At 67.6% G+C, this 24,748-nt stretch carries 25 protein-coding genes, 1 tRNA gene and 1 pseudogene; 17 read left to right on the top strand and 10 right to left on the bottom strand.

The features are described 5' to 3' along the window. Positions 1–96 precede the first annotated feature (96 nt). A complete protein-coding gene (locus tag NRB56_RS36680; protein ID WP_319944063.1) occupies positions 97–834 on the top strand; it encodes a DsbA family protein in 738 nt (245 codons plus the stop codon). Between the two features lie 102 nt (positions 835–936). On the opposite strand, the gene NRB56_RS36675 is transcribed toward NRB56_RS36680, so the two are convergent. Next, the gene (locus NRB56_RS36675; protein ID WP_153348973.1) at positions 937–1,185 is read right to left on the bottom strand and encodes a hypothetical protein; all 249 of its coding nucleotides are present in this window, start codon (positions 1,183–1,185) and stop codon (positions 937–939) included. A 62-nt stretch (positions 1,186–1,247) separates the two neighbouring features. Then, the gene (locus NRB56_RS36670; protein ID WP_194291126.1) at positions 1,248–2,645 is read right to left on the bottom strand and encodes a DUF222 domain-containing protein; all 1,398 of its coding nucleotides are present in this window, start codon (positions 2,643–2,645) and stop codon (positions 1,248–1,250) included. A 136-nt stretch (positions 2,646–2,781) separates the two neighbouring features. Between NRB56_RS36670 and NRB56_RS36665 the strand changes: the two genes are divergently transcribed. The 5 genes from NRB56_RS36665 to NRB56_RS40360 all read left to right on the top strand — a co-directional run bounded on the left by NRB56_RS36665 (position 2,782) and on the right by NRB56_RS40360 (position 5,536). Next, positions 2,782–2,854, top strand: a tRNA-Ala gene (locus NRB56_RS36665). A 248-nt stretch (positions 2,855–3,102) separates the two neighbouring features. Continuing rightward, positions 3,103–3,270, top strand: a complete 168-nt coding sequence (locus NRB56_RS39575; protein ID WP_227838643.1) for a hypothetical protein — start codon at positions 3,103–3,105, stop codon at positions 3,268–3,270. Positions 3,271–3,274: 4 nt separating this feature from the next. Next, on the top strand, positions 3,275–3,796 hold the full coding sequence (locus NRB56_RS36655; protein ID WP_153348970.1) for a type II toxin-antitoxin system RelE family toxin: 522 nt from the start codon (positions 3,275–3,277) through the stop codon (positions 3,794–3,796). 184 nt (positions 3,797–3,980) lie between these two features. After that, positions 3,981–4,799 carry a class I SAM-dependent methyltransferase gene (locus NRB56_RS36650; protein ID WP_153348969.1) on the top strand — a complete coding sequence of 273 codons (819 nt, stop codon included), beginning with the start codon at positions 3,981–3,983 and terminating at the stop codon, positions 4,797–4,799. A 362-nt stretch (positions 4,800–5,161) separates the two neighbouring features. After that, positions 5,162–5,536 (top strand): ClpX C4-type zinc finger protein, encoded by a 375-nt coding sequence (locus tag NRB56_RS40360; RefSeq protein WP_153348968.1) that lies wholly within the window; start codon positions 5,162–5,164, stop codon positions 5,534–5,536. 169 nt (positions 5,537–5,705) lie between these two features. On the opposite strand, the gene NRB56_RS36640 is transcribed toward NRB56_RS40360, so the two are convergent. Beyond that, positions 5,706–6,941 carry an MFS transporter gene (locus tag NRB56_RS36640; RefSeq protein ID WP_227838642.1) on the bottom strand — a complete coding sequence of 412 codons (1,236 nt, stop codon included), beginning with the start codon at positions 6,939–6,941 and terminating at the stop codon, positions 5,706–5,708. Positions 6,942–7,064: 123 nt separating this feature from the next. On the opposite strand from NRB56_RS36640, the gene NRB56_RS36635 reads away from it, so the two are divergent. The 10 genes from NRB56_RS36635 (at position 7,065) to pdxR (ending at position 16,781) form a co-directional block, all read left to right on the top strand. After that, on the top strand, positions 7,065–7,544 hold the full coding sequence (locus tag NRB56_RS36635) for a winged helix-turn-helix transcriptional regulator (protein ID WP_153348967.1): 480 nt from the start codon (positions 7,065–7,067) through the stop codon (positions 7,542–7,544). 172 nt (positions 7,545–7,716) lie between these two features. Further along, on the top strand, positions 7,717–8,451 hold the full coding sequence (locus tag NRB56_RS36630; protein WP_153349014.1) for an HAD family hydrolase: 735 nt from the start codon (positions 7,717–7,719) through the stop codon (positions 8,449–8,451). A gap of 55 nt (positions 8,452–8,506) precedes the next feature. Beyond that, on the top strand, positions 8,507–9,352 hold the full coding sequence (locus NRB56_RS36625) for an ADP-ribosylglycohydrolase family protein (RefSeq protein ID WP_153348966.1): 846 nt from the start codon (positions 8,507–8,509) through the stop codon (positions 9,350–9,352). 293 nt (positions 9,353–9,645) lie between these two features. After that, on the top strand, positions 9,646–9,921 hold the full coding sequence (locus NRB56_RS39565; protein ID WP_227838641.1) for an acyl carrier protein: 276 nt from the start codon (positions 9,646–9,648) through the stop codon (positions 9,919–9,921). After that, entirely contained in the window at positions 9,918–11,432 is a 1,515-nt protein-coding gene (locus tag NRB56_RS36620) for an AMP-binding protein (protein ID WP_319944062.1), read from the top strand. Before NRB56_RS39565 ends, NRB56_RS36620 begins: the two co-directional genes overlap by 4 nt. After that, positions 11,432–12,562: a beta-ketoacyl synthase N-terminal-like domain-containing protein gene (locus tag NRB56_RS36615; protein WP_153348965.1), complete on the top strand. Its 1,131-nt coding sequence runs from the start codon at positions 11,432–11,434 to the stop codon at positions 12,560–12,562. The genes NRB56_RS36620 and NRB56_RS36615 overlap by 1 nt, the downstream gene beginning before the upstream one ends. Further along, on the top strand, positions 12,562–13,536 hold the full coding sequence (locus NRB56_RS36610) for a beta-ketoacyl synthase N-terminal-like domain-containing protein (protein WP_153348964.1): 975 nt from the start codon (positions 12,562–12,564) through the stop codon (positions 13,534–13,536). Before NRB56_RS36615 ends, NRB56_RS36610 begins: the two co-directional genes overlap by 1 nt. Next, positions 13,533–13,835 carry an acyl carrier protein gene (locus NRB56_RS38545; RefSeq protein ID WP_194291125.1) on the top strand — a complete coding sequence of 101 codons (303 nt, stop codon included), beginning with the start codon at positions 13,533–13,535 and terminating at the stop codon, positions 13,833–13,835. Before NRB56_RS36610 ends, NRB56_RS38545 begins: the two co-directional genes overlap by 4 nt. Then, positions 13,832–15,172 carry a salicylate synthase gene (locus tag NRB56_RS36600; protein WP_319944061.1) on the top strand — a complete coding sequence of 447 codons (1,341 nt, stop codon included), beginning with the start codon at positions 13,832–13,834 and terminating at the stop codon, positions 15,170–15,172. The genes NRB56_RS38545 and NRB56_RS36600 overlap by 4 nt, the downstream gene beginning before the upstream one ends. A 145-nt stretch (positions 15,173–15,317) precedes the next feature. After that, on the top strand, positions 15,318–16,781 hold the full coding sequence (gene pdxR / locus NRB56_RS36595; RefSeq protein ID WP_319944060.1) for a MocR-like pyridoxine biosynthesis transcription factor PdxR: 1,464 nt from the start codon (positions 15,318–15,320) through the stop codon (positions 16,779–16,781). A 73-nt stretch (positions 16,782–16,854) separates the two neighbouring features. On the opposite strand, the gene NRB56_RS36590 is transcribed toward pdxR, so the two are convergent. From NRB56_RS36590 to NRB56_RS36565, 6 genes and pseudogenes are all read right to left on the bottom strand, one after another. Then, positions 16,855–18,891, bottom strand: coding sequence for an APC family permease (locus tag NRB56_RS36590; RefSeq protein WP_319944059.1), 2,037 nt, complete (start codon positions 18,889–18,891; stop codon positions 16,855–16,857). A gap of 23 nt (positions 18,892–18,914) precedes the next feature. After that, positions 18,915–19,538: a TetR/AcrR family transcriptional regulator gene (locus NRB56_RS36585; RefSeq protein ID WP_153348962.1), complete on the bottom strand. Its 624-nt coding sequence runs from the start codon at positions 19,536–19,538 to the stop codon at positions 18,915–18,917. Between the two features lie 61 nt (positions 19,539–19,599). Next, positions 19,600–20,439 (bottom strand): mycofactocin-coupled SDR family oxidoreductase, encoded by an 840-nt coding sequence (locus tag NRB56_RS36580; protein ID WP_153348961.1) that lies wholly within the window; start codon positions 20,437–20,439, stop codon positions 19,600–19,602. A gap of 162 nt (positions 20,440–20,601) precedes the next feature. After that, the gene (locus NRB56_RS36575) at positions 20,602–21,369 is read right to left on the bottom strand and encodes a dienelactone hydrolase family protein (protein ID WP_227838640.1); all 768 of its coding nucleotides are present in this window, start codon (positions 21,367–21,369) and stop codon (positions 20,602–20,604) included. Positions 21,370–21,487: 118 nt separating this feature from the next. Continuing rightward, positions 21,488–21,841: a VOC family protein gene (locus NRB56_RS36570; RefSeq protein ID WP_153348959.1), complete on the bottom strand. Its 354-nt coding sequence runs from the start codon at positions 21,839–21,841 to the stop codon at positions 21,488–21,490. Positions 21,842–22,008: 167 nt separating this feature from the next. Beyond that, positions 22,009–22,491, bottom strand: a pseudogene (locus NRB56_RS36565) (Fic family protein); the annotation flags it as partial. 210 nt (positions 22,492–22,701) lie between these two features. On the opposite strand from NRB56_RS36565, the gene NRB56_RS39560 reads away from it, so the two are divergent. Continuing rightward, complete coding sequence (locus tag NRB56_RS39560; protein ID WP_227838639.1) at positions 22,702–22,995, top strand: hypothetical protein; 294 nt, start codon at positions 22,702–22,704, stop codon at positions 22,993–22,995. Positions 22,996–23,282: 287 nt separating this feature from the next. Here the strand turns inward: NRB56_RS39560 and NRB56_RS36560 are convergent, their stop codons facing one another. Next, a complete protein-coding gene (locus tag NRB56_RS36560) occupies positions 23,283–24,617 on the bottom strand; it encodes an AAA family ATPase (protein ID WP_153348958.1) in 1,335 nt (444 codons plus the stop codon). Between the last annotated feature and the right edge of the window lie 131 nt (positions 24,618–24,748).

Below are 24,748 nucleotides of genomic sequence, written 5' to 3'. Positions count from 1 at the left end.
TGCGGCTGCCCGCGCACCTCGGTATAGCCCTCGCGTTGCCGAATCGGCCACGCCCCTGCGGTGCCTTCCACGCGGTAGTGCGGCAGAGTGTTGCCCGTGACTGAACGGAGCTCGAAGTACACGCCGCGGCCCATGTCGAACGTCACCACCTACGCGCTGGGCGGCGTCGCGCTGGTGGTGGCGGTGCTGATCGTGGTGTTCGTCGTGCGCTGGAACAGCGACCACGGCCTGAAGGTCCGCGAGGACGGATACGGCTCGGTGCACGACAGTGCCGTGCAGGCGCTGCCGGACTCCGACGGCGCGATCGTGCTCGGCAAGTCCGGCGCGCACACCGTCGACGCCTTCGAGGACCCGCTCTGCCCGTCCTGCGGCTCGCTGGAACACCTCTTCGGCCAGGAGATCTCCCACAAGATCGACGACGGGAAGCTGGCCGTCCGATATCGCTTCGTGAACTTCCTGGACCCGAAGTCCGGCAGCAAGGACTACTCGACCCGCGCGATCGCCGCCCACGAATGCGTGGCCGACACCGGCGACGGCCCTCTGTTCTCGAAGTTCCACCAGCTGATGTTCACCACCGAACAGCCCGGCGAGAACGGCGGAGACCTCACCAACGCGCAGATCGGCGAGATCGCGAAGAAGGCCGGCGCACCCGACAGTGTGCAGCAGTGCATCGCCAAGGGCACCCGGGTCGACGCGGCCCGCATCCACGCCGAAGCCGCACTGGCGGCACTGAAGTCGGCGAACGGCGGCACCGTGGAAACCCCCACGGTGCTCGACGGTGGCAAGCGGGTCGACGTCGGCGCCGCCGACTGGGTGACGAAAATCGCACCGTGACAGCGGATACCCGGCCCGGGTGGTCATCCCCTCCCACCCGGACCGGATCCGCGATCGCGGCGGTAGGCCGCGAACGACGTATCGGCTAGTGCCCGGCAAATGCTACGGATCACTGTCCGGCGCAGCCGGATCCTCGCCGAGCAGCGCCTCGTACACCCGATTCCGGGCATCCGCGATGGCGTTGACCGTATCGCGCAGTTGCCCGGCGATGGCCGCGTAATCGCTTCCGGCGCCGCGCCGATCGAGCTCCTCCTCCAGCCGCCGCCGCAACCGCTCCAGCGCCGCGATCCGTTCCCGCTCCACACCGACATCGATGACGGTCGGCGGAGGCGGCCGATCCGGGTTCTCCATGACGTGCCGTGTCCTCGTGTTCGGAGTGCCAATGCTGCCGCGGACGGTGTCGATCGAAACGGTCACCACGCCACCGGCCCCTCGGTCGCCGCATCCTCGGGTGTCGACGCCGCCGACTGCCGATGCGTCGAAATCGGATACGTCAGATCGAGTCCGGGCTGTGTGGTAATCGAAACCATTGCCGCCGTGGCGATCCGGATATCCGGTGCCTCGGAGTCGCTGTGCGGAAACAGATATCGAGCCCCCTCCCGCACGGTGGTGTGCCGATCCCCGGTAGGACTGGTCCACCCCACCCGATCCCCGTCGAGCCGCCGCACCCGCCATCCACTAGCCGACAACCGCAGCCGATGATGGTGGGCACAGAGCGCTCCCGTACCTCCCGCGACCGCCGAATCCCGTTGTGCGCCGGCCTGTCCGGCCGCGCCACGACCCCCCGGCCCCCGCCCGGTCCGCCGCGGCGGGGAACCACCCTCCGAATCGGGTGTCTCCGGAACACATTCCGCCGCGGCGACGGTACATCCGGGAAACCGGCACTGCCCGTCCATCGCGACCCGAGCCTCCCCGGCCTCCGCCTGCTCCGGAATCACTTGCAGCCGTGCCTGTTCCGCGATCCGCCGCACCAGCGCCGCATCCACCGGCCCGTACCCCGCCAGCAACCCCGGGTCCTCCGACAACCCGGCCAGCGCCTCGAACGACACCCCGACCTGCACCAGCACCCGACTACCCACGGCCGGCTCCGCCGCGGCCGGGCACTCCGCCCGCCCACACGCGCAGGTGAGCATCGCCTCCCCCTGCGCCAGCGCCACCAGCGCGTCGGCCCGCCGCTGCGCCGCGTTCCGCGGATCCTCCGAACACACCCGCGCTCCCATCTCCCGCAATCGATTGGCGACGACCTGAGCCCCCATCGCCGGCAGCACCCCGTCGAACAACGCGACCCCGTCCTGCAACGCCGAGATGCGCACATCCCGATCCAGCTCCCGCTGCTCCCGCCGCCGCTGCTCACCCCCCGGATCGATCTTCGTCACCCACCGCCGAGCCGTCTGCCGCAACCGACCCGGCGTGGACCGCGCCGCGGTCTCCACCAGCGTCTGCTCCACCTCGCCGAGCACCTCGACCGGCAGATCCCGCACAGCCTCCACGATGACCTGAGCCCGCGCCAGATCGATCAGCCCCGACTCGAACGCCGCCGAGGTCCGCGGCATCTGATCCAGCCCCACCCCGACATCGATCAACGCCGCGGCAACCGACTCCCCGACCTGCACCGCCGCCATGGCCTCCGCCGCCGCGAACTCCCCGGCCGCAACACCGCCATGCCGCCCTTCCGCGCGCCGGCGCCGATACAACTCCCGCACCGCCCGCACCTCCGCGGCCTGCGCGAACGCCGCCGCCCCATGTGCCCGCCGCAACGCGTCGACCAGCACCTCATCGCTCATCGCCTGAAGCTCTCCGCTGTCGAACATGTGTTCGAGCCTACCGTTCGAACGCCCGTTCCACCACCCCTGCGTCCAGGCGATTTGGTCCCGTGGCAAACGGTGGTGTAACTTCATCCAGGCCAGCGGGGAACATCCCCGCGGGCAAACAACAACTGAACAACCAGGGGCTATGGCGCAGCTGGTAGCGCACCACACTGGCAGTGTGGGGGTCAGGGGTTCGAATCCCCTTAGCTCCACTTTCTAAAACCGTAGGTTTCAACCTGCGGTTTTTTGGTATCGGCGCAGGGAGATGGTCCGATCGTGAGATCAGCGGTCTAGGTTTTAATCTAGCTGGAAATCTGTACAGTCCATCCTGCGCAACGTTCAGGAGTTGAGCGTTTCGGACGCCGCGCAGCGAGGCGTCGCCGGGCTGGTAGCGGATGCCGAGGGCGGTACCGACCTGGTAGTGACTCGTCATCATCGCCCGGTCGCCGCGGTTGTCAGTATGAATCGGCTGGCTGAACTGGATCGTGCGGAGTCCGACCTACGTGACCTCGCGCTGGTGCTGGCCCGGGCCGCGACGGACAATGGCAACCGGGCGCCACTCGACGAGGTGCTCGACGCCTTCGGTCACACGAGAGAATCCCTCGCCGAACTCGATGACCACGAGTAATCCGATGGTCGAAATCGTCTTCACCGATACGGCGATCGATGATCTTCGAAAAATCGGTCCGGACGCTGCGCCCAAAGTCCTGAAAAAGGTTCTCCTGCTGCTGGATTCACCACGAGCCGGCTACCCACTGGGCGGAGAACTCACCGGGTTCCGGAAGCTTGTGGTCGGTCGCAACACCTGGCGGATCGTTTATCGTGTCGTCGATCAGCAGATCATCGAGATTTGCGAGATCCGGGCGATCGGAGCACGCGCTGACTCCGAGGTCTACGCGGAAGCAACTGCGCGCATCGTAGCGGCTGCCAGCCGAATCCCGGAATTCGACAAGCTCGAGGCGGTTGTCGAGCGGCTGGGCCGTAGTGTCGAATCGCTCGGCATTCCGCCGTCCCCGACCCGTGAACCCGTCCCGGATTGGCTCGCACAGCGGTTGATTCACACCGCGGGGATGGCTCCTGCGGAGGTCGCCGCGCTCGATCTCGAACAGGCTGTCGACCGCTGGACCGAATACACCTCGCGACCATCTACCTGATCAACCGGCCATTGCAATAAAAGGCTGCGCGAGAATAGTTGCACGACATGAGCTCTGGTCCGCGGCCCGAGTTGCTCGGTGTCGCGGCTCGATCCGGCATTGCGGCGCCACCCCAGCGTACGGTCCGGCACGTGCGAAGCGAATTTCGTGACACGGCAGGGTGTTTCAGGCGAAAATATCTTCCATGGCCACACGCGACGCCGACGCTTCTCGGCGCGCGATCATGTACGGCAGCGGCGATCTCAGTGCCAGCAAGCTCTTCTCGGGCCACTTCATCAACTTCGGGTACTGGCCCCACGACGTCGTCCCCGGCCGGATCACCCTGGACCAGCGGACCGCCAGCCAGGCCGATCTGTATCGAGAAGTGTTGCGCCGCGCCGATATCGGCGGAAACGACGCGGTGCTGGAGGTCGGCTGTGGCATCGGCGTTGGCGCGGCGCTCGTCCTGCGGGAGTTCGGCCCGCAGCGGCTCGTCGGGCTCGATCTCTCCGACGATCAGGTTGCGCGGGCCGAGCGGGTCAACGCCGATGTGCTGGCGGCGCAGCCCGGCCGGCTGTCGTTCCGTCAAGGCTCGGCGTTCGATATGCCCTTCCCGCGTGAGGTATTCGACAGCTGCATCTCTGTCGAGGCAGCGCAGCACTTCGAGGATCTGCCGGGCTTCGCCTCCGAGGTGATCCGAATCCTGAAGCCGGGCGGCAGGCTCACCCTGACGACGTTCTTCACCACCGCCGATGACTCCGCACAACGTCTGGCGCCACTCATCGAGACCATCCGCAACGGGGTCGATGTTGTGACCCCGATCGGCTCCTTCGCCGAGACGCTCCGGACGACCGGCTTCGAACCGGTCGAGGTCGAGTCCATCGGCGAACACGTGTGGCATGGATACGACGCCTGGATGCTGCACACCGGGTACGAGAACCACTGGTGCCGCAACTGGTTCCGGGCGTACCAGGACGGCCGACTCGACTACTACATCGTGTCGGCGGTGAAGCCGGCGATCTGACCGAGGCCGGACATCGAACCTGCGCTGTATCACGCACCATCTGCTGCGGCATCGAGGCCGTGCGCCGCCGGTAGGGTCGATTGACTTCACCGACCGGATCGGTCACGATGGCGTCGGCGAGTTCCGCGCCTCTCTCCCGTCGGCCACCCAGCACGGCCGGCATTCGGAGACAAAGGGGATCATGTCCTCGGGTCGTTTTCCGTTGTCCATTCCGCAGGTGCAGCTGGGGCGCCGATCGGAGTGTGTGAGACCGGATGACGACGAAGAAGCATCTGAAGCGTCGGGTCAGGTCGCGCGTCGCCCGGACCGGTGAGCCTTATGCGACCGCGCTGCGGAGAATTCGCCTCGAACAGGAGACCCGCATGTCTTCCACCGCTCATACCCACGACGTGCTCATGCATTGCTCGTTCTGCGGCAAGCCCCACACCACTGTGGCCAAGCTCGTCGCCGGGCCGGGCGTGTACATCTGCGATGAGTGTGTTGCGTTGTCGGCGAACATCATCGACGATTCCGCCGGGACCGGGTCGGCCCGATCGTCTCGACCCGACTACCCCACTGCGGACATCCTCGCCATGCTTCCCGTGTTGCTGCGCAGCGCCGAGCGGGTCGAGGCGGAGCTGACCGGTTGGATCGGGCGATTGCGCGAGCAGCAGATCGAATGGCAGGCGATCGCCGCGGCCATGGGCATGAGCGTCGAGACCGCTCGCCTGCGTTTCGACATCGCCTCGCCCGAGTAATCGCACCCGATCGGGTCCTCTGCTGCGGGACCCGGCCGGCGTCCGACGTGCCGGCGGCGCAGTTGGTTCGGCGGTTGTGGTCGCTGGTCGGCCCGGGCGCAGCGGTCACGGTCGGGGGATCCGATGCCTGTTCGGGATGCTCGCGTAATCCTAAGTGCGAGTGCGAGTTTCATTCGCAGGTGGCGTTCGCTGGGATCGGGTGTGCGTCGGGAGATCCGGTGACGGGTCGGTCGAAGAACCGAACACCCAGTGCCAGTGCGGATATCGCGGCGCCGAAGACGCACACGCCGCTCCATCCGGTGACGCTGTAGAGAGTCGTCGCCACGGCCGCGCCGGTGCCGCTGCCGAGCGAGTAGAAGATCATGTATCCGGCGATCAGGCGGCTGCTGGCCGTGGGGTCGACGGCCACGATCAGTTGCTGATTGGTCACGTGCAGTGCCTGGATCGCCAGATCCAGCGCCACCACGCCCAGTGCGAGCAGCGGCAGCGACCAGGGGGCCGCCGCGATCGCCGCCCACGACAGCGTCAGCATCACCAGGGCGATCGCGGTGACCGTGCGGGCGTGCCCGCGGTCGGCCAGCCGTCCGGCGCCGGTCGCTCCCAGCGCACCGGCCGCGCCCACGAGGGCGAACATGCCGATCTCGCCGGTGGACAGATGCCAGGGCGCCGCCGTCAGCGGCAACGCCATCGCACCCCACACGGCACCGAATGCGGTGAACATCAGCAGCCCGATCGCCGCGCGGACACGCACCACCGGCTCGCGGATGCCCATGACCAGGGTCGTGGTGATCAACCGGAGGTACGGCACCCGCGGCCGGGCGATCCGATCGCGCGGCAGCACACCGGCCAGGACACCCGCCATGCCGAGCATGGTCACGGCCGCCACCGCGTACATCGCGCGCCAGCCCGCCAGCTCGGCGACCCAGCCGGACACCAAGCGGGCCAGCAGGATTCCGATCACCACGCCACTGGTCACCGTGCCCACCACACGGCCCCGCCGCTGTGGCGCACTCGACGCGGCGGCGTAGGCGACGATGACCTGTACCACGACCGACGCCGAACCGACCAGCGCGTTCGCGGCGAACAGCCAGACCATCCCCGGTGCCGCGACGACCGCGATCAGGGCGCACGCCGCGATGACCATCAGGGCCACGATCAGGCGGCGGCGCTCGACCAGATCACCCAGCGGGACGATCAGTACCAGTCCGAGCAGGTAGCCGCCCTGGGTCGTGGCCGTGATCAGCCCGAGGGCGCCGCGGCCGATGCCGAGGTCCGCGCCGATCTGCTCGACCAGCGGTTGGGCGTAGTAGACGTCGGCCACCGCCAGACCGCACGCCACCGCGAGCAGCACGGCCGAGCGCATATCGATCGTCGCCGCGGCTTCGGCATCGCCACTGAGGTCCAACGCAATTCCTCACGCTTGGGCAGCGGCCGTCCGCCGCAGCATGGTTTCAAATCAAAACCATCATGCCCGCGGTGGTAGTAATATGCAACCATCAGGGCGATGGCGGATGTGCGAAGGAGTGCGATGAGTGACGCGGTGACCGGCCATCGGCCGTGGACCGATCCGGGCTGCCCGGTAGCGCGCACGGTGGATCTGCTCGGGGACAAGTGGTCGCTGCTGATAATCCGCGACGCCTTCGACGGTGTGACCCGGTTCGGGCAGTTCCAGCGCAACCTCGGCGTGGCGAAGAACATCCTGTCCGACCGGCTGCGCAATCTGGTGGCAATCGGTGTGCTGCGGGTCGAACCGGCCTCCGACGGCAGCCGATTCCAGGAGTACACCCTCACCGAGGACGGCGTCGACCTGTTCGATCTCGTTGTGAGCCTGCGCCAATGGGGGCAGCGCCATGCCTTCGATCCCGGCGAACCGCATTCGGTCCTGGTCGACGCCGTCACCGATGACCCGATCCCGGAACTGACCTACACCACACCCGACGGCCGGCCGGTCGAGGCCCACCGCGCGCGGGTGCGCAAACTCGACTCCACCGACCCGGCGGCCACCTGAAAACCGCAGTGCGCGACGCCCGCCGCGATTCACGAGGGCTACCAACGAAATTGGGCCGCGCCGGACCCCGCACGTTATGGCACCGGAGGATCATCGAAAAGGCAGTGGTTCGGCAGCGGAGCGGTTTCCGCCCGGTTCATCCGGGGGTGCGAGCGCCGTAGCCTTTATGTACATGCCGACAATTACTGAGCCCAAACCTTTTTCGATCCGAGCGGTAATTTTCGACTGGCGTGGCACGCTGGTTTCGGAACTAACCCCGCACGGCTGGGTGCGAGAGGCGTTGCGCCGGGCCGGGCGTGTGTGCGACGACGTCGCGGTTACCGCACTGCTGCACGATATTCGGGAGGCGGCCGGTCGGCCGAACCGCCTCCGGGCGCCGGACGGCAACACCAGTTACGCCCGGCATCGCGAGACCTACTACACGGTCTTCCGGGACGCCGCTCTGGACGAGGAGCTGGCGGACGCACTTTTCGATGTGGATTCGGATGCCTCCCTGAACGAATTCGCCGTCGATGCTCCGGCGGCGTTCGCTGCTCTGATCGAAAGTGGGTGCAAGATCGGCGTTCTCAGTAATATCCATTTCGATATCAGACCGATGTTCGAGAAAGCGCGACTGCTCGGTTCGGTCGACCGGTTCGTTCTCTCCGGCGAACACGGGATACAAAAGCCCGATCCTGCCATCTTCCGCCTGGCGCTCGGGCTGCTCGGCACGAGCGCCGAGGAAACCCTCATGGTTGGAGACAATCCCGCTCGCGACGGAGTCGCGGTCGATGTCGGGATGCCTGCCCTGCTGCTCCCGGCCCTGACCGATCCTCGCCGCCGGCGGCTGCACCTCGTGACGAATGTCGTCGGATCGAACGGTTCGCCGCCGCGCGAGCATCTGCCGTACCCTCGACCGGGGCGGTGACCGAAAGTTGCGAGACGCACGATGTTCGGTCCGGACGAGGATATCGGGGGATTCGATGCTGGTGGAGTCGGCGATCGGTGACGCGTACGGGGCGGGATTCGAGTACGCGGAAGCGGAATTCGTCGCCCGGCACAACACGATGCGGGACTACGTCCAGAACCCGATCCATCTGGGCCTGCGCCCCGGGGCGTATACCGACGACACGCAGATGAGCGTGGCCGTCGCGGAAGTGCTTGTGGCGGGCGGACACTGGAGCCGGGAGCGATTGGCCGAACAGTTCGTGCTGGCCTACCGCCGCGACGAGCGCGTCGGCTACTCGCGCCGTTTCCAGTCCTTCCTCGACGGTGCGCACACCGGTGCGGAACTGTTGCGCCGCATCGATCCGGTCAGCGACAAGAGCGGCGCGGCCATGCGGGCCGGGCCGATCGGCCTGCTGCCGGACGTCGACGATGTGCTGGACCGCGCGCGGTTGCAGGCGAGTATCACCCACGACACACCATCGGGGATCGAGGCAGCGCAGGCCGCGGCCCTCGCGGTGCACTACTGCCATCATGAGCTGGGACCGGTGGCCCAGCTGCCGGAATGGGTCGCCGGCCGGCTCGGGCCGGAGTGGGCGCGGCCGTGGCAGGGCAAGGTCGGCGCGAAGGGGTGGATGAGTGTGCGGGCCGCCGTCACGGCGGTGGCGACCGGGCGCGGTCTCACCGAAATCCTGCGCACCTGTGTGGCTTTCACCGGCGATGTCGACACCGTCGGCACCATCGCGCTGGCCGCCGCATCCCGCTCGACGGAGATCGCGCAGGACCTGCCCGACGCATTGATCACGGGCCTGGAGAACGGCCGGTTCGGCCGAGATTATCTGCGGGAGTTGGATACTCGGCTGCTGGCGGCGTTCGCTCGGTAGCTCGCACCGCCGTTCGAATCGCCGGCCGCTTCGCGCCGCGGTCCTGGCGGCGACGGCCCGTGCCGCCGGGCCGGACGGTCGAGCCGCGGGCAACCGGACCAATGCGATTGCCCGATATTGGCACTGTTCCGCACAGGTTCGGAATTATATGGTGCAGCCGTACGAGAAAAATCTCGGATCGGCCGGACCGAATCGCTCCGTCGCCGCTGAAAGAACTGTCGTCTACCACGGTGTCGTTCCCCCAGCGCTGGGTCTGTTCGACGCTGGAATAAATCAATTGCTAGGACATTGCGATGGTCGCACCCGAAGAACCCGACGGCGTCGATGACAAGAACAGTGCACGGCTGCGCTCCATTACGGCCGAGGTGCTCGAGGTGGATCCCGCCGATATCGATATGGGAGCCCATTTCTACGACGACCTGGGTGCTTCCTCGCTGGAGAAGGCCGAGATCCTCGGCCGTATCGAACGCGAATTCGCCGTGCGGCTGACGGACGGCTCGGTCGAGAACCTGGATTCGCTGGACGACGCGCTGGTCGTCGTCGGCACGGCGGGTGGCGCGGGCGAGTGAACCTCATCGACTTCTTCGTCGGAAAGCATCTCGATTCGCCGCGCAAAGACGCTGTGGCCTACGTCGATCCAGTCATGGGCGATGTCAGCTACACCGAATTGTTCACCGCCGCGGGCGCGTTTGCGGATCTGCTCGGGGCCGCCGGTCTGGCGGCGGGGAGCCGGGGACTGGTGCTCGCGGACGATTCGGTGACCACCGTGGTGGCGATTCTCGGGCTCTGGTGGCACGGATGTGCCGCGGTGCCGGTGAATCCGGCGCTGTCGGACAAGGACATCGGGTTCATCGCGACGGACAGCGGCGTGCGGTTCGAATACCTCGATATCTCCGCGCGGCGGCTGAGTGCGCTCGCCCCACTGCTTCCCGATGCTCCCCAGGTGCACGGTGACCGGATCCGCGAACTGATACTGCGGCAGCGCGGCTCGTCCACGATGCCCGAGCTGCCGCCGCCGGTGCAGTGTCCACCCGATCGGGAAGTGCTGCTGCAGTACACATCCGGCAGTACCGGTGTGCCCAAGGGCGTTCCGCATCGGGCCGCCGCCCTGATGTCGGTGCCCGCCGGGTTCGGTCTCCTCGCCGCACTGACGCCGGGCGACACCGTGCTGTCGACGGCGAAGCTCTCGTTCGCGTACGGGTTCGGCAACTCCCTGCTCCTGCCGCTGAGCGCGGGCGCGACCACGGTGTTGCTCCACGGTGGGGTGGACGCGCAGATCGTCGCGAGCGCGCTGCGCAGACACCGCCCTACGGTGCTGTTCTCGGTGCCGCGCGTCTACGCCGGTCTCGCGGAATCCTTCGACGGTGGCGGCGACAGCCGGCTGCGCCTGGCGGTGTCCGCGGGCGAGGCGCTGCCGGCGGATCTCTGCGAGCGAACCATGCAGCGCCTCGGGGTTCCACTGGTGAACAGCCTCGGGACCACCGAGGCCCTCTACATCGTGGTCGCGACGACACCCGCCGATCCGGCGCCGGGCACCATCGGCGTGCCCGTCGCCGGAGTCCGGGCGACGGTACGCGACCACGACGGCCGCGTTCTCGACGGCGACGAGGTGGAGGGCCGGTTGCACATCGCCTGCCGGTCCGTCGCGGGCCGTTATCTCGACCGGCCGGAGGCGACGAGCGCGACGTTCGCCGACGGCGGCGCGTACACCGGTGACATCGTCCGGCGCGCACGCGGCGGCCCGATCCGATATCTCGGCCGAGTCGACGACTTCCTGAATCTGGGCGGGTACAAGGTCGCGCCCGCCGAGATCGAGGGTGTGATCCGCGCCGTCGCCGGAGTGCGGGACTGCGCTGTCGTCGGGATCGCGGACGAGCACGGCCTGCAGCAGGCGGTGGCGTTCGTCGTCCCGCGCGGCGATCGCGAGGCCGGTGCGGTCCGGCGTGCCGTAATATCCTCTCTGCGTGTCGATCTCGCGTCGTTCAAACGCCCCGGCCGGGTCGAGATGGTCGACGCCCTGCCGACCACGTGGACGGGAAAGCTCGCGCGCAACCAGCTCCGCACGATCGGAGCGAGCTGATGGCGTGGGACATCGCCGGGATGGCCGCCGTCGCGTCGATCGGGGACACGCCCGACGCGATATTCGAGTCGTTGTGCCGGCGCCGGAGCGGGATCGGGCCGCTGCGCGCGTTCGACGCCGCCAAGTACCGGACCCGCCGGGCCTACGAGATCGATGATCGCGGGGACGGCGGCGACCGGTCGTTCCGCGCGACCCGCTGGCTGCGCACCGTGATCGAGGCCGCGCTGGCGGACGCGGGGCTCGAAGCGAACGGCGCCCTCTACCCCGTGATGGTCGGAACCACGCTGCGGGAACAGCGATCCGCGGAACTGTGGTGGCGGCACGCGGCGCCGCGGCCGGATCCCGATCGACTGGATTTCGCGGACGCGTTGCGGGACGTCCCCCAGGCCGGTGCGGTGCACACGATCGCGTGCGCGTGCGCGGCGTCGTTGTGCGCGTTGGGGATGGCGGCCGACTCGATCGATCTCGGTCTCGCCGACACCGTGATCGTCGCGGGCACCGACGCTCTCACCGAGAGCGCGTTCGGCACGATCGACCGCGTCCAGACCGGGGCGCCGGATGCGTTGCGCCCCTTCGACTCCGATCGTGCGGGCATGATCATGGGTGAGGGCGCGGTGGCGGTCGTGCTGCGCGCGGCGGGCGCCGGCCGGCGGCACGCGCGGGTGCGCGGTGTCGGGATGAACTGCGACGCACGCCATGCCACCGCACCGGATCCGGCGAGTATCCGCGACGTGATCGCCGACGCGCACCGTCGGGCCGGCGTCGACCCCGGCGAGATCGATCTGGTGATGCTGCACGGCAGCGGAACTCATCTCAACGACGCCGTCGAGGCATCCGTGCTGGCCGACGTCTTCGGTGCGTGTACGCCCCGGCCCGCCATGACCGCGATCAAGTCCATGACCGGTCACACCCTCGGCGGGTCCGGGCTGCTCAGCCTGATCGTGGCGGCGGTCGCCATGCGAAGGGGTTCGGTGCCACCGATTCTCGGCCTCACCGACCCGATCGCCGAGGCGGCCACGCTGAACCTGGCTCGCGAGGTGATGCCCGCGAATCCGGCCGTCGCGCAGATCGACGCGTTCGGCTTCGGCGGCATCAACGCGGTCGCCGTCATCGAGAAGGGTTCGCTGTGATGCGCCCGACGGTCGTGATCACCGGAGTCGGCCTGGCCGTCACCGGACTTCCGGAGGACGCCGATCTGCTCACAGCCGATTTCCGCGCCCCGATTCCCGCGCTCGACCTCGGCGGACGGCACATGCGGCACAAGGACCGAGCGTCGCGACTGGCACTGCTGGCGGTCGAGCGGGCGCTCACCGACGCCGGCCTGCCCCTCGACCCTGCCGAATCGTCCGGTACGACAGCCACCGTGGTCAGTTCGAACTACGGCAACCTCGACAGCGTCTGCGAATTCACCGACCGCATAGCCGAACAGACCACCATCGCGCTCAGTCCGCTGGGCCTGCCGCACGTGTCGTCCAACGCCATCGCCGGGTGGATCGCCATCCGGCACGGGCTGCGCGGACCGAACCTCACCCTGTGCAGCGGGCGGACCGGCGGAACGGACGCGTTGCACTGGGCGGCCACCCTCATCCGCGCCGGCCGCGCCGACAAGGCGGTCGTCGTCGGAGTCGAGCCGGATACCGAGCCGGTGCGCCGATTGCTCGATATCGTTGCGGGGCAACCGATTCTGGACGGCGCCGCAGCGCTGATCCTCGAAGCCGACACGGACGCGCTGAGACGTCCGGCGACCGTGCGGGCGGTCGTCGGAAGTTGCTCCCGCACAGACGATATCGATGCGGTGGTGGCCGAGGTTCGAGGGGCGGCCCGCTGGCTGACCCCGCCGGGGCTGCCGGCGGACATCGAGTCACCCGTCCCCGCAACGGATCCGACCCGGCGCTTCGGGGAGTGCTCGGGTGCGCTCGGGGTGCTCCAGGCCGCCGCGGCGGTGGCGCATCTCGACCGGGGCGATCCGCGCGCGGTGTACGCCACCTGCGGCCGGCCCGGTGGCGAGTTCGTGACGGTACGCCTGGACCCGCCACCGGCCACCACGTCCCGGCCGGTTCACGCCGGCCGCGCGGAGTACGACCGGGAGCTGGAGGAGCCGTGACGAGAAACATTGCCGGACAAGTGGATCCGGACGAATTGAAAAAACTGGTGGCCCGGGTCCTGGAAGTGCCGGCCGCCGAGATCGCCGATCACGCGGACTTCGCGGACGAGCTGGGCGTCGACTCGCTGCTCCAGCTGGAGCTCGCGACCAGGCTGGAAACGCATTACCACGTCACGATTCCGGCGACCGAAGTCCTGTCGCTCACGTCGCTGGCGAATGTCCGCCAACTCATCGACCGGTTGCTCAGCGTGGAACCGACCGGCGCAGACCCGACGCTCCGATCCGGAGGAACCACGTGACCGCCCCGCAATCCCTGCGCCTGCAAACCACACTCGATCCGGTGACCGCCGTGTCACGACTGGCGGAGTCGGGCCGATTCGGCGACCACGTCGTCTACGAACGGCCCGGCACCTGGGTTTTCGCGGCCGCGCCGCTCGGCCGGGTCGAATTGGACACGGACGAAGTGCGGGTGGACGCCGCCGGGCAGCTCACGCGTGAAAGCTGGACCGGCCGGCCCGTCGTGGCACTGGAGCGGGCGCTCGACTCCCTGCGCGTCGTGTCCGGTGCGGGTGCCTCGGGCACGGCGTACGGCTGGATCGCCTTCGAGTTCTGCGCCCACTCGCTCGGCGCGCAGCGGCATCTGCACAGCGGAACTCGTTTGGCGCACTTGATCCTTCCACGGGTCGAGGTGACGATCACCGGATCGGAGGCGACCGTGCACGGCGCGACGGCCGCCGAGGTCGAGCTGATCGAGGACCTGCTCGGCCGGCCGGCCGGACCGCTGCCGGCCGCGCATCCCGCCGATGTCCGCGCCGACCCGAGCGACTATCGCGCCAGAGTCGCGGCCGCAGTCGGCGAGATCGCCTCGGGCCGTTACCAGAAGGTCATCCTGTCGCGCCGGGTCGAGCTGCCGTTCCGCGTCGACCTGCCCGCCAGCTACCGGCTCGGCCGGGCGCACAACACCCCGGCTCGATCCTTCCTGTTCCGGCTCGGCGGTCTGGCGGCGGCGGGATTCAGCCCGGAACTGGTGGCCGCGGTCGACGATCGCGGTGTCGTCACCACCGAGCCGTTGGCCGGCACCCGGGCGTTCGGGCACGGCGCCGCAACGGATCTGGCCGCGCGTCACAGCCTGGAGTCGGACCCGAAGGAGATCGTGGAGCACGCGGTCTCCGTGAAGACGTCGTTCGCGGAGATCGCGTCGATCGCCGAACCGGGCACCACGGCGGTCGCCGACTTCATGGCGGTGCGCGAGCGTGGAAGCGTGCAGCACCTGGCCTCCACCGTCCGCGGCAGGCTGGCGCGGCACCGGACGCCGTGGGATGCGCTGGAGGCGTTGTTCCCGTCCGTCACCGCCTCCGGCATTCCCAAACAGGCCGGCGTCGACGCCGTTTTCCGCCACGACTCCGCACGCGGGCTGTATTCGGGTGCGGTGGTGATGCTTTCGGGCACGGGTGCGATGGAGGCCACCCTGGTGTTGCGAGCGGTGTATCAGGACGACGACACCGCCTGGCTGCGTGCGGGTGCGGGCATCATCGCGCAGTCCACGCCGGAACGGGAATTCGAGGAGACGTGTGAGAAGTTGAGCAGTGTGGCTCCCTACCTGGTCAGCGACCATCGGCGGCAGCACGGCGCTTGACCCGCGAAATCGGCTGTCCCGCCGGTTGATCACGTTTCGGCGCGCCCCATCGGCCTTACCTCTGCTTTACTGTTGACGTGTTGCGTACCGGGCGGTCTTCGGCCGCCGCTCTTGTCATATCGCCGGTCCACCGCCGAGGCTGACTGTGGATCTGCACATCACCCTCACCGGCCGCGGCGATCTCGGCGGTCAGATCTACCGGCAGATCAAGGCGGCCGTGCTCGACGGACGCCTGACGCCGGGCCAGCCGCTGCCGCCCTCGCGCGAGATGGCTCGCAGGCTGGCGGTGTCCCGCAATACCGTGACCGTCGGCTACGACCGGCTGGTCGCCGAGGGTCTGGCCGAAAGCCGGGTCGGCGCGGGCGTATTCGTCCGAGCGGCCGGCCCGGCATCGCAACGCCGGCCCTCGGCGGCCACGGGTGTCCCGGCCGTGCGCCCGTCGCCGCTGTGGGCGAACATCACGGTGCCCGATCCCGAGTTCTTCTCCTACACACCGCATTTCGATCTGCGTCCGGGCATTCCGGATGTCCGGCTGTTTCCCTTCGAGACCTGGCGGCGGCTGACCGCGCTGGCCTACCGGGCGTCCTCGATCGGCAGCGGAATGCCCATCGACCCGGCGGGTCTGGTCGAACTGCGGGCGGCCATCGCCCGGCACATCGGGGTCTCGCGGGCGGTGCGCGTGACCGCCGAGAACATCATCGTCACCCAGGGCATCCAGCAGGCCCTGGATCTGGTGGGGCGGGTGCTGCTACGGCCGGGTGACCGCGTCGCCATCGAAAACCCTTGCTATCCCTTGGTTCGCGAGCTGTTCCGCAGTCTCGGCGCCGAGGTGGTCGGTGTGGACGTCGATGCCGAGGGGATGCGGATCGACCTGCTGCCCGACCGCACGAGGATCGTCTATGTCAGTCCGTCGCACCAGTTTCCGCTGGGTATGCCGATGTCGCTGGAACGCCGGCGGGCGCTGCTGGAATGGGCGCGCGACCGCGACGTGGTGGTGATCGAGGACGACTACGACACCGAATTCCGCTACGCCGGTCGTCCTCTGCCGCCGTTGCACAGTCTCGATTCCGCGGGCCGGGTGATCTACGTCGGAACCTTCTCCAAGGTCATGCTCCCGGTGCTGCGCGTGGGTTTCGTGGCCGCTCCCGCTCCGCTGTGGGCCGCGTTGCGCGCCGCGAAGTACGTGACCGACTGGCACTCGCCGCAGCCGGTCCAGGTGGCGCTTCTCGGCTTCATCGAGGAAGGGTTGCTGGCCAAGCACATTCGGCGGATGCGCCGGGAGTACCAGGTTCGGCACGACCGGATCGTCGAACTGCTGACCACGCGCTTCGCGGAGAGTCTGACCGTGGTTCCCTCGGCGGTCGGTCTGCACGTATCGGCCTGGGCGGAACCGCATGTCGACGCGGCTGCCGTCGCCGTCCGGGCCCGGGCCGCCGGTGTGGGCATCTTCCCGATCTCCCGATTCCGGATGACCGACGGGCCCGACGGTCTGGTCTTCGGCTACGGCGCCATCGCGACGGCGGACGTCGACCGGGCACTCGGCCTGCTGCACACCGCGATCGAGGAGAACCGCACGGCGGCCGTGCCGAATCGGGAGATCCACGCCTGAGCTCCCGGAGCGGAGCGACCCTGAGCTCCCGGAGCGGAGCGACCCTGAGCCTCCTGAGCGACCCGGCGAAAGCTCAAGGCGTATCGCGACTCTCGCGTTGCTCGCTCCCCACGGTGTGGGTGATCGTCAGCGGCACATGGCGGGGACGGGCCTGCAACTCCCGGTTCGCGCGGGCGCGGACACGGCGGTCCTGGCCGCGCGAGGACGCCAGCTGCCAGGGCACCGAGGTGACCATGACCCCGGGGGTGAACAGCAGCCGGGCCTTGATGCGCAGCGCGGACTGGTTGTGCAGCAACTGTTCCCACCAGCGGCCCAGCACGTATTCGGGGATATAGACGACGACCAGGTCGTTCGGGCGTTTGTCCCGCAGGCGGCGCACGTAGTCCAGGATCGGGCGGGTCACCTCGCGGTACGGGGATTCGAGCACCTTCAGCGGAACCGGAAGGTTCTGGGTGTCCCACTGATCGACCAGCGCGCGGGTATCGGCCAGATCGACGTTGACCGTCACCGCCTCCAGACTGTCGGCGCGGGTGGCTCGCGCGTAGGCCAGGGCCCGCATGGTCGGCAGGTGCAGCCGTGACACGAGCACGATCGCGTGGACCCGTCCCGGCAGCAGCATGTCCTCCTCGTCGCCCTCGGTTTCGCGGGCCACCTGGTCGTAGTGCCGGCGGATGGCCTTCATCAGGACGAAGAACATCGCCATCCCCGCGACGGCGATCCACGCTCCGGCCAGGAACTTGGTGACGAGCACGATCAGCAGCACGACCGCGGTGAAGGTGAATCCGACGGCGTTGATGGTCTGGCTGCGGCGCATCCGCCGCCGCACGGACGCCTCGGTCTCGGACCGCAGCAACCGGTTCCAGTGACGGATCATCCCGGCCTGCGAGCACGTGAAGGAGACGAACACCCCGACCACGTACAGGTGGATCAGCGCGGTCACGTCGGCCCGGAACGCCACCAGCAGTACCAGCGCCATGAACGACAGCAGCACGATCCCGTTGGAGAACGCGAGCCGGTCACCACGGGTGTGCAACTGGCGGGGCAGGTACCGGTTCTGCGCGAGGACCGATCCGAGCACGGGGAATCCGCTGAACGCGGTGTTGCACGCGAGGAACAGGATGATGCCGGTCGTGATCGACAGGAAGTAGAACGCGACCGGGAATCCGGAGAACACGGCCTGGGCGATCTGGGCGATGAGCGTCTTCGGGTGGTAGTCCGCGGGCGCCCCGATCAACCGGCCCGGATCGTCGGTGACCCGGGCCTTCGTGATCAGGGCCAGGCTGACCAGTCCGATCATCATCGTCACCGCCAGCACGCCCATCAGGGTGAGCGTCGTGGCGGCGTTGCGGGACTTGGGTTTGCGGAACGCGGGCACGCCGTTGGAGACGGCCTCGACCCCGGTCAGCGCGGCCGAGCCCGACGAGAAGGCGCGGGCCAGCAGAAACACCAGCGCGAAACCGGACACGGCGTGCTCGGGCTGCACATCGAAGCCCGCGCTCTCCGCGCGCATCGCCGAGCCCAGCAACCAGCGCACGATGCCGGTGGCCAGCATCGCCATCATCGCGAAGATGAACGCGTACACCGGGACCGCGAACGCGGCGCCCGACTCCCGGATGCCGCGCAGGTTCGCGCCGGTCACGACGAGAACGACGACGACCGCGGCCCATACCGGGTGCTGGCCCACGATCGCGATCGCCGAGCCGACGTTCGCGACGCCCGACGCCGCGGACACCGCCACAGTCAGGATGTAGTCCACCAGCAGCGCGCTACCCACCACGAGCCCGAAGTCGGGGCCCAGGTTCTCGGTCGCGACCTCGTAGTCGCCGCCGCCGCTGGGGTAGGCGTGCACGTTCTGCCGGTACGACGCCACGACCACGACCATGACCAGGCAGACCAGGACCGCGATCCACGGGGTGTAGGCGTAAGCCGACAGACCGGCGACGGACAGTACGGTGAAGATCTCGGCCGGTGCGTAGGCGACACTCGACAATGCGTCGGAGGCGAACATCGGCAGCGCGAGACGCTTGGGTAACAAAGTGTTGGACAACCGTTCACTACGGAACGGGCGACCAACCAGCAGGCGCTTGGCAGCGGCCGTCACACGAGGCACTCGCGCAGCCTACAAGAGTCCCGTTACCGTTCTCGTCGCTCCGCCGGGGCCGCGGGCGGCAGCGGGGTGCCGAATCGGCTCATGTAGCGCTCGACGAACGCCCGTAGTTCCCGATGACCTTGTTCGACGCCGACGGCGCCCTCGTTGCACAGGATCCGGGCGGCGCCGGTGAGCAGCATGGACATCACGACCGGCGGGAACTCCCGCAGATCGACCCCGTAGGCGCGCAACACGAGAGTGACTGCCGCCGTTTCGATGTCGCGGACCCGTTCCGCGTAGGTCCGGAGTTCGGCGCCGATCACCTTGCGATGGTTGGCCAGTGCCATGAATTCGAGATTGAGCTGGGTGAACCGGGTGTCGGTGTTGATCACCCACAGGGCCTGCAACGGATCGTCGGCGGCGATCGCCGCGCGCATCCGCTCGAGCGCGACCTCGGCGCCGGCGCGCAGCACCGCGACGAACAGATCGTCCATCGTCGGGAAGTAGTAGTACACCAGCGCCGACCGGACGCCGGCCGCCGCCGCGACCCGCCGGGACGTGGCGGCGGCGTAGCCCTCCTCGCTGATGATCCGGGCGGTCGCCTCCATCAAGCGCTGCCGGGCCCCCGGATCCTTGCCGCCGGTCACGCCGGGCTCTGTCATGGGCATGGCGCATTCTAACGATTGATCGATCGATCAACTCCAGCGGCCACCGGCGCGGGCCCCGAAACTACTTGAGGGTGCTACCCGCGTCGACGGTCAGGGGCAGTCCGGTGACATAGCGGGCTTCGTCGGAGGCCAGGAACAGCACCGCGTTGCTGATGTCGACGGGCTCGACCCAGCCGATCGGCAGCACGTGCATGAACTGGGCCACCGGCCGGAAATCGTCGACGGTCGGGTTCTCCAGATCGGGCCGGAACATCTTCATGGTGCCCTCGTTCATGAACATCGGGGTGTTGACGTTCGTCGGGCAGACCGCGTTGACCCTGATCGAATGTTCACCGAGTTCCACGGCGAAGCTGCGCATCAGGCCGATGACGCCGTGCTTGGCCGCGATGTAGTGACCGGTGTTCGGATAGGCCTTCAGTCCGCCGACCGAACTGGTGAGCACGATCGAGCCACCGTTGCCACCCGACAACAGGTGCGGCACAGCGGCTTTCACCGACTTCCAGACGCCGGAGAGGTTGATGTCGATCATCGTCCCCCAGTCGGCCTCGCTGGTCTTGTCCAGCGTATCGCCGCCGTTGCCGATGCCCGCGTTCGCGACGACGATATCCAGCCGGCCCAGCTGCTCGACGCCGCTGTCCACGGCCGCCGACAGGGCATCGAAGTCACGCACGTCGACCTCGGCGGTGACGATGCGCCGGCCCAGGCCCTTCACCAGATCCGCGGTCTCCGCCAGATCCTCCGGCGCCGACCCCGCGATGACATCGCTGCCGCTGACGTTGCGGCACACGTCGACCGCGATGATGTCGGCGCCCTCCTGTGCCAATCGCACCGCGTGACTGCGGCCCTGACCGCGCGCCGCACCGGTGATGAAGGCGACCTTGCCCTCGACCCGCCCTGCCATGAAGCACCTCTTCACTACCGATCGGGCGCTGAGGCGCCCGATGGACCGACGATCGACTCTTCCTGATCGATCGATCAAACCTTGGCAGTACGGCACCGGCCTGTCAATGGTGGGCTGCCCAGGGCGGGGTGTTCCGGCTCTGGGCAGACTCTGATCGGTGGGTCAATCCGACTGTCCGTGCAGGGTGCGGTCGAACAGCGCCAGCAGTTCGCGGTAGTGCCGTTCGGCGGCGGCGGGATCGTAGGCGGAGGTGTCGGCCTGCGTGTACCCGTGCCGGGCTCCCGGATAGACGTCGGTGCGATGCCGGACGCCGGCGGCCGCGAGGGCGTCGTCGAACCGGGCGATGTGCTCGGGCGTCATGTGCGGATCCTCGCCGGCATGGGCGAAATACAGTTCCGCCGTGATGTTTCCGACGGCCAGATGCGGACTGTCCGGGGTGTCGGTGACGAGTGGCCCGCCATGGAATCCGGCCACCGCCCCCACCCGATCGGGGAACATCGCGGCGGCCAGCACCGCCAGCCGCGCGCCCATGCAATAGCCGGTGAGACCCACCTTCCCCGCGGTGACCAGCGGTGCGGCCGCCAGATACGCGAGGTACGCGCCGACGTCGGAACGCAGCAGTTCCGGTGTCAGCGCCCGGATCATCGGGAAGACCTGCCGGAAGATCTCCGGCCGCTCGTCCGGATCGATGAAATCCGGCAGGTCGATCACCGGCGCCGGTCCGTGCCGGTAGAAAGCGTTCGGTAGCAGGACCGTATAACCGTGGGCGGCAATACGATCGGCCAGCGACCGCAGGGCGGGCCGCAGCCCGAAACCGTCCTGGAACACCAGCACCCCCGGGTGCGGGGAGCCGTCGTCCGGATGGGCGAGATACGCGTCGGCGACGCCGTCGGAGGTCCGCACATCGACGGTCAGACCGTGGGTGGTCATCATTGAATCCTTCTGTCGTAGTTGATATCCGGTGCTCAACTCGACAGTGGCGGGCCCGCGCGGCACCGCGTCCCGGTGGTCATCGCCTCATACGGTAGGCCACCGGACGGGCAAAAGCTCAGGCGGGCTGCCAGAGCTCGATCCGGTTGCCCGCCGGATCGGTGACCCAGCCGAACCGGCCGACCCCCGCCATCTCCTGCACCTCGTCGGCCACTTCCGCTCCACGAGAACGCAATTGGGCGAGCATCGCGTCCAGATCGCGGACCCGGAAATTGAGCATGACCGCCTGGTTGCGGGAACCGAAGTAGTCGGTCTCGGCCTCGAACGCAGCGAAAACCGTTGCCCCGGGCTGCTGTTGCCACAGCCCGTGCTCGTCGGCGTCGAGGCCGAGGCAGTCGCGATACCAGGCGTTCAGCGCCACCGGATCGGCAGCGCGGACGAAGTAACCACCGATGCCGAGCACACGTTCCATGCCGACATCTTGCAGCATGTCGCGCGGCCAGGCGCGCCACGACCGCGTTCGCCGCGTCGACGACCACGTCGGGCCCGTGCCCGGCGGGCGCCCGCCACGTCGCGTCGGCAACCTGTTCGGGCGTGTGACGACTGCCGACAGAGGTTGCGCGGCAGACGCAGTCGACGTCAGATAGCGATGCGCTTCCCGATTGCCGCACTGAGGGCGTCGAGTGCGGCGAGAACGTCGACCGCCGCCCAGATGCGGTTACGTTTGTTCTCCGACAGCACTTCGAGGATTCCGGCCTCCGTGAGATCGTTGAGCGCCCGATAGGTGCTCGCATCGGAAGTACCGGTGATCCGCTGGGCGGTGTCGGCATTGAGGATCGGGGTATCCAGCAATGCGTCGATCAATGCCTCGTCGGCCGAGTTGGCACGTGGCCGGGCGATTTCGCGCCATCTCGACGGCAGCACCGCCAGACCGCGTGCTGAATCTTCCGCAGCTGTACAACAGTTCACGGTGGCTCGGGCGACGTATTCTACGAATTGGTCGGCGTCGCCGCGACGGTAGGAGTCCAGTCTGGCGAAGTAGGCGCCGGTATCGGCCAGCATGGCCGAGGCCAGTGGGACAGTGATCGTGCGGGTCAGGTCCCGGCGCCGCAGTATTGCGCTGGCCGAGGAGATTCTGGGTCAGCGATTGGGTGACGAGAGAATCGCACAGAGCGTTCTCGCAGGGAAGCGAAGAATCCTTTTGTCCGATTAGGTAGTGTCTTTTCGGAGCAGGTGATCTGCCACCGTCAGCAATGCCGAGGCGTACTCGGCTGTTGATGCTTCCGTGTGCAGCCTCGAAATACGCTTATCTCGCATATTGTCGGTTAGCCCGTGATTCTTGGCTCTTATTTTGTTGATTTCGCGTGTTCGTGCCCCGATGATTTTTCTTCGGATAATAACGAGGCGTTTCGCATTCAGCTTCAGGACTTCGTCGGCGACCTTTCCGGCGCGCGGCGGAAGACCACTACCCGGTCGTATCCGTCCGTCACGATCGACTACGAGCAGTCGATCGTGACTCCACGTCTTCGGATTTCGGAAATCTCCGCAGATGTCCTTGTCCGATTTGGACTTGTCGCAGGTGAAATCGGATCCGGCTCCCTCGTTGCCGTCGCAACAGAGGAGTAGATTTGTCCACCTGGTCGGCGCGTCCTGATTGCCTGTTGCCCCGCTGCACCGGGAGCAGTCCGAGGTCCAAGCCGATGCCGATTGCGGATGGAAGTGCTCGATCCTGGTCCGATGATCGGGGTGCGCCGGGTCGCGAAGAATCCGCTCGCAGTGCGCACACCGGCCGGCCTGCTCGGTCCAGAGAGCACGACGGATCGCCGGATCCGACGACAACTCGGCAAAAGTCGCATGCGCAGAGCGGCCCGCACTGTGGCTCGACGGGGGTGGGGCAGCATGAATACGGCGCATCAGTCGTCCATATCGAAGAACGCGATGCTAGCATCCGCATCCGCCAACTGAGGGACGTTCGTGATGCCGCCGAGTTCCTCATCCAGTCGCCTACGCAGAGTCATTGCGGCCTCCGAGCGACCTTGTCCTCGGTCGACAAGCTCGAGGTATTCGTCCAGTTTGTCATTGATGGCAAGTCGGGGCTCCGGATCGGTGCCCATGACCTGGGCGAGCACGACGTCACTGCGCAGACCTGCCGAATACTGGACCGTCCGCACCTCCGTGTCGTCGAGCACTCTGATGCTGCCGGCCTCGACCGTAGAAAGTACCTGCGGACTGTGTGTAGTGACTACGAACTGCACGCGAGGAAAGACTTCTGCGAACAGCGGGATGATCCGTTGCTGCCAGGTGGGATGCAGATGCAGGTCGATTTCATCGATCAGAACGATCCCGGGCACAGCTGCGAGCAGATCTTCCGCGCCGAGTGCCGGGTTCGCCCGCGCGATCCGGCTCACGAGATCGATCACAAGACCGGCGGCGATCTTGATCCCGCTGGACAGGAATGACAATGGAAGTTCGCCGCGATCACGATGGCGTAGTGTCAGTCCGTCGACGATCGGATTCCAGGTCGGGTCCTGCCAGCCCGTGTCCTTCAGCATCGTATTGCAGGCCAACGTGATCGCTTTCAATTGATTGCGGGCAGCGAGCGCATCCTCACCACGGGTGTCCGCGACGAAGTCTGCCAGTGTCAGTGCTTCGATGAAACGTGACAGCCGAGACAGATCGGACTTGCCGTCCAAGGCTGAGTCGTAGGCGCCGGATCGGGACCGCGCAATGGCGCCCATAGCTTTTCGCACTCCGAGCAGTCGCTCCACGCCGTACAGCGCTACCACTGGTAGCAGTAGTGGGCGTCCTTCGGCGTTCTCGAGTGCGTCCGACTCGTGCCATATTCGAGCGACAGCCTGTCCGACCTGGCTATTCTTTTCGCCCCATGAGGTGCGGCCCTTCTCGCTCGCTCGTTCTCGCTGCCAGCGAAATTTGCTACCCGCAAGCGTCGCTTCCACCGAAGCGCGAACCGGGTACATCGCATCCATCCGTGCCACAGCGGCCCGGGAGTCGAGATCGCGCGGCACCTCGCGAGCATCCTCGATGCCGAAACCCCTTGTACCACCATTGAACTGGCGGACGACCGTCGAGAGCATGACGGCAAGAGCATCCAAAACCGCGGTCTTGCCGGTGCCGTTGGCGCCGACCAGCACTGTCAACGAGGGGTCGAGTGCGACATCGAGTCGCTCGAAGCATCGGAAATTCTCGAGCTCGAGTCGATCGATGTGCCAGTCGCCGGGTTCGGACATGTGGCTTAGAGCTCCTAACAGGTTCGGTCGGCTTGCGCTGAGACATGTTGTTGTGCAGCATGTTTCGTTGTGGCAGCACCTTGGGTCGTGAACGACGAGTTGTGGTCGGTTATCGAGCCGCTACTACCGGT

Source organism: Nocardia aurantia, from assembly GCF_009604425.1.
Classification (GTDB): domain Bacteria; phylum Actinomycetota; class Actinomycetes; order Mycobacteriales; family Mycobacteriaceae; genus Nocardia; species Nocardia aurantia.
The sequence above is the reverse complement of the archived record's forward strand: the minus strand, read 5'-3'. Positions and strand labels throughout refer to the sequence as shown.